The following is an 11161-nucleotide window of genomic DNA, read 5'->3' as shown; positions in this document are numbered from 1 at the left end:
GCGATGCACGGAGTTCATCATGATCATGGGACAAATCGCTGTCCTTTCCCCGTCGCGGCAGGCCTGCCGTACGGATGTGCCCGGCAAGGGCGTAGCCGAGGGGCCGTTGCGGCGCCCGCGGGAAGCGGTCTGGGAGCGCATGTTCAATGCGGCATCCGGCCTCGGCCAGGGCGCTGCGGACGCGGCGCAGCTAGCGCCACTGGCGGCGGTACAGGTGCCAGTGGCAGCAGCGGCAGCGGCTTCTGGCTACACGATGGCAGAACTGCGGGAGTATCTGGCGCGGCATTATGAAACGCTGTCCCGGCAATTGGCAGCGCGCGTCGGCGGGTTGGACCTGGCACGCGAAGCCCTGCATGAGGTCTGGCTGCGCCTGAGCGAATCCATGGAGCAGGGGGGCGGCCTGCGTCAAGTTGAACGTCCCGGCGCTTATCTGGCGCGAATGGCCTACCACGCGGCGATCGACCGCTTGCGCCAGGATGAACCGCTGCGCGGCAGCCCGCAGGGTGACGAGGATTATCTGCAAAGCCTGCCTGATCCGTCCGCAGGGATCGAGCATATCGTGGCGGGGCGCAATGCCCTGCGTGTGCTGGTGGACAGCATTGATGCACTACCGCGCAGGCGCCAGGCGATTTTCGTGGCCATCCGGCTGGAAGCGCTCAGCCACAACGAAGTGGCGCGTCGCTTCGGGCTGTCGCTGGCGGTGGTGCGCGGGGAACTGCGCAAGGCGCATGCGCACTGCGCGCAGGCCTTGCAATGGGACGGTTTCGGGGCCTAGCCGCGCCCATGCCAGCTGCCGGCACGGTGCCAGCTTTGTCCTGGGGCCCGTACGGGTTCTGCGCTGTTCCTGTCGTTGTTGGTTCTGTACTTTCTCGGGTCCAGGCCTGTGGCTGCCGGGCTTCCAGCTGCGTCCGCTTCAGGCCAGCGCCAGCGCGGCCATGACGGCCAGCGGCAATGCCAGTGCTGCCAGCACGGTCTGGGTTGCAATGATGCCAGCCATCAGCGGGGCATCGCCGCCCAGCTGGCGCGCCATGATGTACGACGACGATGCCGTGGGCAGGGCCTGGAACATCAGGGCGGCAATGGCGGCCGGCCCCTGCAGGCCAAACAGCCGACAGGCTGCCAGCGTGGCCAGCGGTAGTGCGATGAACTTGGCAACCGAGGAGATGCCGACCGGCCGCAACCAGCTGCGCAAGGTGGAGAAATCCAGCGCAGCCCCCACGCACAGCAGCCCCAGCGGCAGCGAGGCCTGCCCCAGCGCCTTGAAGGCAGGCCCGAGGCCGTCAGGCAGCCCCAGGCCGGTCGCGTACAGCAGGATGCCGATGAAACAGCCCGCCACCAGGGGGTTGGTAAAGAGATGCCGCAGCAGGTGGGTGGCCGACAAGGCCTTGATATTGCCATAGCGGGCGAAGACCAGCACGCAGAGGATATTCACCGTTGGCACGATGGTGGCGGTGGCCACGGCCGCCAGGGCAATGCCCTGGTTGCCGAACAGGCCGACAGCAATGGAAGCGCCGACATAGTTGTTGAAGCGCACGCCGCCCTGGAAAATCGACGTGAAGGCGGCATCGTCCACCGGCAGCCGCCGCCGTACGGCCACCAACAGCGCCGCGACCGCCAGCAGGGATACGATCAGGGTGGCGACCATGGCCGCCACGGGCACGCCGTCGAGCCTGGCCGTGGCCATGCCGTGCAGGAACAGGGCAGGCAACAGCACGTAATATCCCAACCGCTCGGCCTGGGGCCAGAAGTGTTCCGCGAGAAAGGCGCGCTGCCGCAGCCACCAGCCCAGCGCGATCAGCAGCGCGATGGGAACGAGCGCGAGCAGCAGTTGGACGATCATGGCAACCTCAATGAAAAAGCGGCAGGCTGTCTGGCAACCTGCCGCTGCCGGCATGTATGGGGCGAGGGCATTCAGCCAGCGCCGGCAAGGGCGCGGCTGAATGCAAAGGCTGGCTTACAGCAGGATGAAGGCGGCGATGACCAGCGCGATCAGGGCGTATTTGGTCAGCTTGTAAACCGTGCGGTTCCACTTCTTGAACGCTTTGCGCTTCTGGTCCAGGACCCAGTGGTAATGGGTCAGCCGGTTGATGGCGCCGGTCTTGTCGGTGCTTTCGTTGGGGGCGCTGGCGGCTGAAATCGCCACCCGGCCGAACCAGTTGTTGAAGGCCTGGGCCCAGCGCCAGCGCATCGGCCGCTCGACGTCGCAGAACAGGATGATGCGGTTGCCTTCGCTGTCATTGCGCGCGTCGTGGATGTAGGTTTCGTCGAAAATCGTGCTTTCGCCGTCGCGCCAGCTGTAGTGGATGCCGTCCACGTTGATATAGCAGCGGTCATCGTTGGGCGTCGACAGCCCCAGGTGATAGCGCAGCGAGCCGGCATAGGGGTCGCGGTGGGCATTGAGCTTGCTGCCGGATGGCAGCTCGGCAAACATCGCAGCCTTGATTTCCGGGATTTCATTGAGCAGCGCCACGGTGCGCGGGCACAGTTTCTCGGCGGACGGGTGGCGCGCGTCATACCATTTCAGGTAGAAACGCTTCCAGCCTTCCTTGAAAAAAGAGTTGAAGCCGATGTCGTCGTGCTTCTGGGCCGCCTTGATATGCCGCATTTCCGCCATGGCCAGGGCTTCGTCGCGAATGACCTCCCAGTTGTCGTCGAGCTTTTTCAACGCCGGCAGGTACTTCTCGTCCAGGTAAGGCGTGGTCGGCACCTTGGAAAACAGGACCATGAATGCGTTGACCGGCGCCAGCAGAATGGAATGGTCCAGCAACTGCTTGTGCAACGGAAAGCGGACACGGCCACGGAAGTGGGCGAACAGGATGGCGGCCAGCCAAATGCCCGGTATGATCCATTTCATATTGCCAGTGACTCCTGGGGTGGGTAAACAGCGAAGCCGGTTCCGGCCTGGGTGAGCAGGATGCGGCATCCTTGTGGAATGCGGCTTCAGCTTCATCTTCATCTTCAGGTTCAATTGTAGGCCCATGGGCACGGCTTGGCACGAGCTGCGCAAGCGTTCGTAACCAATGTTTGCTACGTTCTCTGGCTGCCGGATGGTTACAATCCTGCCCCATGACTGCATCGCTTCCCGCTACTCCCTTCGTCCATCTGCGCGTCCATTCCGAATTTTCGGTGGTGGATGGCATCATCAGGATACCCGAACTGGTCAAACAGGCCGCGGCGTTCGGCCAGCCGGCCGTGGCGCTGACCGACCTCGCCAACCTGTTCGGCCTGGTCAAGTTCTACAAGACCGCCAGAGGCGCCGGCATCAAGCCCGTGGCGGGCTGCGATGTCTGGCTCAACAATGATGACGATCCGGACAAGCCGTTCCGCATTCTGTTGCTGGTGCGCAATTGGCATGGGTACCTGCAGCTGTGCGACCTGCTGACACGCGCCTGGTTGGGCAACACGCAGCGCGGGCGCGCGCAGATACGGCGCGAATGGCTCGATGGCGCCGATGGCCTGATCGTGCTTTCCGGTGGCCGCATGGGCGATATCGGCCAGGCGCTGGAAGCCGGCAACCCGGCGGCAGCCGAAGCGCTGGCGCGTGCCTGGCAGTCGCGTTGTCCCGGCAGCTTCTATATCGAACTGCAGCGTGCCGGCCGCGATGGCGACGAAGCCTATGTGCAGGCTGCCATGCGCCTGGCGGCCAAAATCGGCCTGCCTGTGGTGGCGACGCATCCGGTGCAGTTTCTCAAGCGCGACGATTTCCAGGCGCACGAGGCCCGGGTATGCATCGCCGAGGGTGAATTGCTGGGCAATCCCCGCCGCGTGCGTCGTTTCAGCGACAGCCAGTACCTGCAAAGCTCCGAGGAAATGGCGCAGCGCTTTGCCGATGTGCCTGCGGCGCTGGCCAATACCGTGGAAATTGCCAGGCGCTGTAACCTGGTGATGACGCTGGGCGAACCGCAACTGCCCAACTTTCCCACGCCCGACGGCATCTCGCTGGACGATTATCTGGTGCAGCTGTCGCGCGAAGGCCTGGAAAAGCGCCTGGCGTTCCTGTTCCCTGATGAAGCGCAGCGGGCCAGGGAGCGGCCTGTCTACGATGAGCGCCTGGAGCGTGAATGCCGCACCATTATCCAGATGGGCTTTCCCGGTTACTTCCTGATCGTGGCGGACTTCATCAACTGGGGCAAGGGCAATGGCGTGCCGGTTGGTCCGGGCCGGGGCTCGGGTGCGGGTTCGCTCGTGGCCTACAGCCTGGGTATTACCGACCTCGACCCTATCCGTTATGACTTGCTGTTCGAGCGCTTCCTGAACCCGGAGCGGGTGTCCATGCCTGACTTCGACGTGGATTTTTGCCAGGACAACCGCGAGCGGGTGATCGAATATGTGAAGGAACGCTATGGCCGCGATGCCGTGAGCCAGATCGCGACCTTCGGTACGTTGGGTGCCAAGGCGGTGGTGCGCGACGCTGGCCGGGTGCTGGACATGCCCTACATGTTCTGCGATGGCCTGTCGAAAATGATTCCCTTCAATCCGGCGGACCCCTGGACGCTGGAGCGTACGCTGGAAAACGAGCCGGCCTTCCGTGAGCGCTATGAGCAGGAAGAGGAAGTCCGGGCGCTGGTGGACCTGGCCAGGCCGCTGGAAGGCCTGACGCGGAATATCGGCATGCACGCCGGCGGCGTTCTGATCGCGCCAGGCAAGCTGACCGACTTCTGCCCGCTGTACTGCCAGCCCGGCAGCGAAACCAGTGTGGTGTCGCAGTACGACAAGGACGACGTCGAAGCCGTCGGCCTGGTGAAGTTCGACTTCCTGGGGCTGCGCAACCTGACCATTCTGGATTGGGCCGTGCGCTATGTGCGCCAGTTCAATCCCACCATGCGTGATTTCGACGTCATGGCATTGCCGCTCGATGACGGCAATGCCTACCGTCTGCTGTGCGAAGGCAACACCACGGCCGTCTTCCAGCTGGAATCGCGCGGCATGAAGGAATTGCTCAAGAAGCTGCGCCCCAGCAACTTTGAAGACGTTATCGCTATGCTGGCGCTCTACCGGCCGGGGCCGCTGGAATCCGGCATGGTGGATGATTTCGTTGACCGTAAGCACGGCCGTGCCGACGTCGATTATTTCCATCCAGACCTGGAATCCACGCTCAAGAGCACCTACGGCGTGATTGTGTACCAGGAACAGGTGATGCTGATCTCGCAGATCATCGGGGGCTATTCGCTGGGCGGCGCCGACTTGCTGCGGCGCGCCATGGGCAAGAAAAAGCCCGAGGAAATGGCCAAACACCGCGAGCTGTTCGAGAAAGGCGCGGTAGAGAAGGGCTATGACGCCGACCTGGCGGTCAAGCTGTTCGATCTGATGGAAAAGTTCGCGGGCTACGGCTTCAACAAGTCGCACTCGGCCGCCTACGCGCTGATTTCCTACCAGACGGCCTGGCTCAAGCACTATCATCCGGCCGAGTTCCTGGCCGCCACGCTGTCGTCCGATATGGACGACACCGACAAGGTCCAGATTTTCGTGCGCGACGCGCTGGACAACGGCGTCAAGGTGTTGCCGCCGGACGTCAATGCGTCGGCCTACCGCTTCGAGCCGGTCGAGGATGAATATACCGCGCAGGGTAAGCCGCCACGCACCATGCGCTATGGCCTGGGCGCGGTCAAGGGCACGGGCCAGAGCGCCGTCGAGGAAATCCTCAGGGTGCGCCAGTCCGGGCCGTTCCGCGACCTGTTCGATTTCTGCCGACGTATTGACCGCCATACCGTCAACCGGCGCACCATCGAAGCGCTGATCCGCGCTGGCGCCTTCGATGGCCTGGACGATAACCGCGCTGCATTGCTGGCGTCGGTGCCGTTGGCCATGGAGGCTGCGGACCAGGCGGCGCGCAGCGCCGACCAGGTATCGCTGTTTGGCGATGATGATGCCGCCATCGTGGTGGCCGGCGAACTGGCCAAGGTGCCGCCCTGGGACTTGCGTACCCGTCTCACCGAGGAAAAAGCGGCGCTGGGCTTCTTTTTCAGCGGCCACCTGTTCGATGCCTGGCGCGACGAGGTACGGCGCTTCGTACCCACGCCGCTCACGCGCATCGGGCCGTCGCGCGAGTTGCAATGGCTGGCCGGCGCCCTCAGTTCCGTGCGGACGCAGCTCACGCGGCGCGGCAAGATGCTGTTCGCGGTGCTGGATGATGGCACTGCCCAGCTGGAGGTGTCGGTCTTCAATGAACTCTATGAGCAGAACCGCAACCGCTTGAGGGAAGACCAGTTGCTGATCGTGCAGGGCAAGGTGAGCCATGACGATTACTCGGGTGGGACGCGCATCGTGGCCGAATCGCTGTTCGACCTGCAGGCAGCACGCGAGACGCGTGCCCAGGCGCTGCGTTTGACCTTGCCGGCGGACAAGGCCGATGCAGCCGCGTTGCGGCGCGTGCTCAATCCGTTCCGCGCCGAACCGGAAAACGGCGTACCCGGCGTGCCGGTGGAAATTTTCTACCAGCGGCACGATGCCACGGCGTTGATCCGGCTCGGGGAGTCCTGGCGAGTACGGATGGCAGATCAAATGTTTGACAATTTGGCTGCTTGGCTAGGGACAGGAGCTGTAGAGATCCGTTACGATTGAGGGCTTTCATCCCAGGCTGGGCATGCTGCATGCCAAGCATGCGTAATGCAGTAAGACGCAGGATAATTGCAGCCTGGGGCCTTAAATTGCGGCAATAGGTCGGTATTTCTCCCTTTCGTGCGGTGGGATGCCGACGCTCTGTCGCCCGCTTTGAAGGAGTGGCGCATGGCACGATCTCCCACCGGCAGCAGGCCGAAACTCGTCATCAATCCGCCGGTGTTCTGGTCGGCAGCAGGGCTGATCCTGCTGCTGGTCGTACTGACTTCAGCCTTCCCCATCCGTGCTCAGGCGCTGTTTGCGGTCGCACAGGACTGGATTGTCATCAATGCCAGCTGGTTCTATATCCTGACGGTTGCATTGATCCTGCTGTCCATCATGTTCTGCATGATCAGTCGTTACGGCGGCATCAAGCTGGGGCCAGACCACAGCCAGCCGGACTACAGCAACACCACGTGGTTTGCCATGCTGTTTTGTGCAGGCATGGGCATCGGACTGATGTTCTTCGGCGTGGCCGAACCGCTGATGCATACCATCGCGCCCCCCGTGGGCGATCCGATGACAGTGGCAGCGGCCAAGGAGGCCATGCGCATCACCTTTTTCCACTGGGGGCTGCATGCCTGGGCCATCTATGCGGTCGTGGCGCTGTCGCTGGCGTTCTTCTCGTTTCGCCATGGGCTGCCGCTGACGTTGCGTTCCGCGCTCTACCCTCTGATCGGTGAAAGAATACGCGGCCCCATCGGGCATGCCGTGGACGTGTTCGCCATCATTGGCACGGTGTTCGGCGTGGCGACCTCGCTGGGCTTCGGCGTCCTGCAGATCAACAGCGGCCTGAACCTGTTGCTGGACGTGCCGGTAAATACCACCGTGCAGGTCATCCTGATCGCTGTTGCGACGGCGCTGGCCACGATGTCGGCGGCGTCCGGCCTGGACAAAGGGGTGCGGCGCCTGTCTGAACTGAACATGATCCTGGCCATTCTGCTGATGCTGTTCGTGTTCCTGGCCGGCCCCACCGTGTTTCTGCTCAAGGCATTCGTGCAGAACACCGGTTCCTATCTGTCCGAGATCGTCAACAAGACGTTCAACCTGTACGCCTACGAACAGACCGACTGGATGGGCGGCTGGACGCTGCTGTACTGGGCCTGGTGGATTTCCTGGTCGCCCTTCGTCGGCATGTTCATTGCCCGTGTGTCGCGCGGCCGTTCCATCCGCGAGTTCGTGGGCGGCGTGATCTTCGTGCCGGCCGGTTTCACCTTTCTCTGGATGACGGTGTTTGGCGATACGGCCATTCACATGCTGCTGGCTGACGGTTATACCGAGCTGGCCCAGATCGTGAAATCAGACAACTCGCTGGCCTTGTTCGCCTTGCTGGATCGCCTGCCGATGGCGACCTTCATGTCCTACCTGGCCGTCGTGATGGTGCTGATCTTCTTCGTCACCTCGGCCGACTCCGGCGCACTGGTGGTTGATTTGCTGGCGTCCGGCGGCAGCGAGCACAATCCGGTTTGGCAACGGGTGTTCTGGTCTGTTTCCATGGGAGGTCTGGCCATTGTGCTGTTGCTGGCCGACGGACTGGCGGCCTTGCAGACCATGACCATCATCAGCGCCTTGCCGTTTGCGGTGGTTCTGCTGGCAGTACTGGCGGGATTGCTGCGCGCCCTTCGGCTGGACCTGGTCAAGCGCGGCATGCGCTACCAGAACCACCTGGCGCCGCGAGCCCAGCATGGGGATGACAATTGGCGCCGCCGCCTGCGCAACCTCATGGTCATGCCGCGCAGGGCGCACGTCAACCGCTTCATCCAGGAAGTCGTCAAACCGGCCTGCGAAGACGTGGCCCAGGAGTTGCAGGGCAATACGCAGGACGTCAAGGTGACCGAACTGGAACAGGGCGGCATACGCCTGGAAGTCATGCACGGCGACGAAATCGACTTCATTTACGAAGTACGCCCCCGTGCATACGCTCGCCCGACTTTCACCGTCAACAGCGACGACGACAGCAATGACGAGCGCAAGTATTTCCGCGCCGAAGTCCATCTCAAGGAAGGCGGCCAGAACTATGACGTCATGGGCTGGAACCGCAATGCGGTGATCGGGGACATCCTGGACCAATACGAGAAACACTTGCACTACCTGCATCTGCTGCGCTGAAATAGCGTTGCTTCGAACGGCCCGCCGGCCGCCCAATTCGAGGGCAGCCGGCGGGCCGTTTTTCGTGGCAGCATTCGCTGCCTATGACGGCGATGACAAGCGAGTTCACTACAGCCTGATCGACGGGAATGCCGCGCTGGTATTGCCAGGGGACGGCGTTCTGGTGCTGGCCGGGCAACCGGATGCGCATTGGTCTCTGGCGGTGCGCTGAGGAGGCAGCTACCTGACGCCGGGGCCTGCTTGCGGATGGATTATCCCAAGGTATATCACCGGCACCCAAAGATGTCGTGCCGCGACCCAAGAGGCCAATGGCATTGCCTGTGGCCGGGTGCGACAATCTTTTTGTTGCATTCGCCCTGGCCGCGCAGCCGGCAAGGCGCAGGTGCGGCGTCTGACCACTTCACGGAGCCGAGCACATGGACGATGACGAGAGTATGCCCGTTGGCTTGAACGACAAGCCGGCGGGCGGCCCCCAGACCTTCTTCCTGATTGACGACTTTTGCCTTTCACCAGCAAGGGCAGGGGTGTGCTCGGCCTGATCGTTTCGCCGGGGGCATCCGGCCTTGCGCGGTTTACAGGATGCACCCCATGCGAACCTTGTTTTTTTCTCGTGCCACGGCACGCAATGCAGCGCCACCCGCGTCGGCAGGCTACAGCGTCCGGCGCGGCCACTGTGCCCTGCAGGAACATGCCCGGCTGTCGCTGGCCGACAGCCTGAAGGTGTTGTCCGGCGACAGGGCCGGGCTGGCTTTCGACGAAGTCTTGCGCCGGCTGGTGCGCAACGGCCCGAATCGTCCCCGCATCCCGCAGGCCGCGCCGCCAGACCTGGCGCGTCTGGCGCGCAGCCTGAAAGACCGGCGCGTGCCGGTGTTGCGACGCCTGGACCTGTATGGTCAGGACGAAGCGCTGGCCCGCCTGGTGCCCGCCAGCCTGCTGGTGCCTGGCGACATTATCGAACTCAACGCCGGCGATATCGTGCCTGCCGACGTGCGTCTGATCCGCCAGGATGGCCTGATGCTGGACCGTGGCATTTTCCAGGCCTGGCCCGACAGTTGCGCCATGGGCGATCGTGTTCTCACCGGCAATGCCAGCGCACTGGTGCTGGCGACCGGCAACCAGACCCTGCTGGGCCTGCTGCTGCAGGAACCGGTGCATGAGCCGCAGCAGGGGCGGACGCTGTCAGGGATCTGGCGACAGCTGGGACGCCGGGCCGGGCGCCAGTGGCAGTGCCAGGCCGGCATGCTGATGGGAGGGCTGGGGGTTGCCCTGCTGGCGCTGGCGGCGCCGCGCCCGGCGCAGGCGGCAGAGGTATCGCTGTATGGCACGCTGGATGTGGGCATCGTATCCACCCATGTGCGCGGCGAGGGGACCGGCAGCGGCCTGATCAGCGGCGGCCAGACCGATTCGCTCTGGGGGGCGAGCGGACGTGAAACGCTGGCGGGGGATGCTTTTGTCAGTTTCACGCTGGAAGGCGGCCTGGATGCCGCGACCGGCCATGCCGAAGACCCGGATCGCCTGTTCAACTACCAGTCCTGGCTGGGCGTGGGCAGCGCAGCCAGGGGCGAACTGCGGCTGGGGCGACAGAACACTGCCGGCCAGGCTTTTGTGTCCGGCATAGAGGTGGCGGGCTGGAAGGATTTCGGCATGGGGGCGTTGATGCGCGCGGCGGATAACTACCAGGTGTCGAACATGCTGAGCTGGACCAGCCCGCTATGGCAAGGCCTGCAAGCCGGCCTGAGCTATAGCCCGGATGTTGGTGAGCGCGGCTTCAAAAAGGGGCGGGCGCACCTCTTCAGCAGCGCCCTGCAATACGCGATCGAAGACTGGGTGCTGGTTGCCAGCTACGAAACCATGGGTCGTGTGGAGCTGGGCAACGACCGGGCGCGCCGGCCTGCGGCCCTGCAGCTGGGCCTGGGCGCGGACTTCGAGGCCGCCCGGCTGGCCGCTGGCTGGAGCCGTCAGCGCAATGGGTTCGTGGGACGCAATGGCGGCGAGGGTCCGGCCGGACTCGAACCCATGGGCCTGCAAGGCATGGGTCCCATGGAATTCATGGATGGCGGCCGTCTGGATGCAGTCTATGCCGGTGTCGCAGTGCCGTTTGGCAATGATGAGCTGCAATTGCAGTGGTCGCAGGGGCGGCCGAGCTGGCATTGGCGGGACAGCGGTGAACGGGCCGGGATGGTGCGCGTGATGTCGCTGGGTTATGTGCACTCGCTGTCGCCCCGTACCACGCTATATGGCTTTGCCGCCTTGGGGCAGCGCTATGACCTGGACGATGTTGTCGGCGCCGATGCGCCGCGCACGCGGCGGGTCGCCATGGGGCTGACGCACCACTTTTAGCCCGGGTGTCCGTGCAGGTTGTCTGCACGACCATGATTTTCTTCTCATTTCCGACCTCCTGGCAGGCCTGCCGCCTGCCGTGCCGGTCCGGTTGCGCGCATGCCTAGGCCAGCCG

General features: G+C 63.7%; 7 protein-coding genes. 5 read left to right on the top strand and 2 right to left on the bottom strand.

Annotated features, from left to right (window positions below; genetic code table 11):
* Window positions 1–19 precede the first annotated feature (19 nt).
* Window positions 20–775, top strand: coding sequence for a sigma-70 family RNA polymerase sigma factor (locus ACEW7X_RS10955; protein WP_253102923.1), 756 nt, complete (start codon window positions 20–22; stop codon window positions 773–775).
* 138 nt (window positions 776–913) lie between these two features.
* Here ACEW7X_RS10955 and ACEW7X_RS10950 read toward each other — a convergent pair whose 3' ends face one another.
* Together ACEW7X_RS10950 and lpxO are read right to left on the bottom strand one after the other, a co-directional pair.
* Window positions 914–1840, bottom strand: coding sequence for an AEC family transporter (locus ACEW7X_RS10950; RefSeq protein ID WP_068374838.1), 927 nt, complete (start codon window positions 1838–1840; stop codon window positions 914–916).
* Between the two features lie 114 nt (window positions 1841–1954).
* Complete coding sequence (gene lpxO / locus ACEW7X_RS10945) at window positions 1955–2854, bottom strand: lipid A hydroxylase LpxO (protein WP_068374639.1); 900 nt, start codon at window positions 2852–2854, stop codon at window positions 1955–1957.
* 212 nt (window positions 2855–3066) lie between these two features.
* Here lpxO and dnaE point away from each other — a divergent pair, with 212 nt between their 5' ends.
* The 4 genes from dnaE (at window position 3067) to ACEW7X_RS10925 (ending at window position 11046) form a co-directional block, all read left to right on the top strand.
* Window positions 3067–6561: a DNA polymerase III subunit alpha gene (gene dnaE / locus ACEW7X_RS10940; protein ID WP_253102924.1), complete on the top strand. Its 3495-nt coding sequence runs from the start codon at window positions 3067–3069 to the stop codon at window positions 6559–6561.
* A 165-nt stretch (window positions 6562–6726) separates the two neighbouring features.
* Window positions 6727–8706 carry a BCCT family transporter gene (locus ACEW7X_RS10935; RefSeq protein ID WP_068374645.1) on the top strand — a complete coding sequence of 660 codons (1980 nt, stop codon included), beginning with the start codon at window positions 6727–6729 and terminating at the stop codon, window positions 8704–8706.
* Window positions 8707–8770: 64 nt separating this feature from the next.
* Window positions 8771–8917, top strand: coding sequence for a hypothetical protein (locus ACEW7X_RS10930; protein WP_165390081.1), 147 nt, complete (start codon window positions 8771–8773; stop codon window positions 8915–8917).
* A gap of 377 nt (window positions 8918–9294) precedes the next feature.
* Window positions 9295–11046, top strand: coding sequence for a porin (locus ACEW7X_RS10925; protein WP_253102925.1), 1752 nt, complete (start codon window positions 9295–9297; stop codon window positions 11044–11046).
* Window positions 11047–11161: the final 115 nt, after the last annotated feature.

This window comes from Kerstersia gyiorum (assembly GCF_048595715.1).
Lineage (GTDB): Bacteria > Pseudomonadota > Gammaproteobacteria > Burkholderiales > Burkholderiaceae_B > Kerstersia > Kerstersia gyiorum.
The sequence above is the reverse complement of the archived record's forward strand: the minus strand, read 5'-3'. Positions and strand labels throughout refer to the sequence as shown.

Bases quoted from the DNA above. Each gene is read 5' to 3' on its own strand.
- ACEW7X_RS10955 (WP_253102923.1), top strand. From the start codon at position 20: ATGATCATGGGACAAATCGCTGTCCTTTCCCCGTCGCGGCAGGCCTGC.
- ACEW7X_RS10950 (WP_068374838.1), bottom strand. From the start codon at position 1,840: ATGATCGTCCAACTGCTGCTCGCGCTCGTTCCCATCGCGCTGCTGATC.
- lpxO (WP_068374639.1), bottom strand. From the start codon at position 2,854: ATGAAATGGATCATACCGGGCATTTGGCTGGCCGCCATCCTGTTCGCC.
- dnaE (WP_253102924.1), top strand. From the start codon at position 3,067: ATGACTGCATCGCTTCCCGCTACTCCCTTCGTCCATCTGCGCGTCCAT.
- ACEW7X_RS10935 (WP_068374645.1), top strand. From the start codon at position 6,727: ATGGCACGATCTCCCACCGGCAGCAGGCCGAAACTCGTCATCAATCCG.
- ACEW7X_RS10925 (WP_253102925.1), top strand. From the start codon at position 9,295: ATGCGAACCTTGTTTTTTTCTCGTGCCACGGCACGCAATGCAGCGCCA.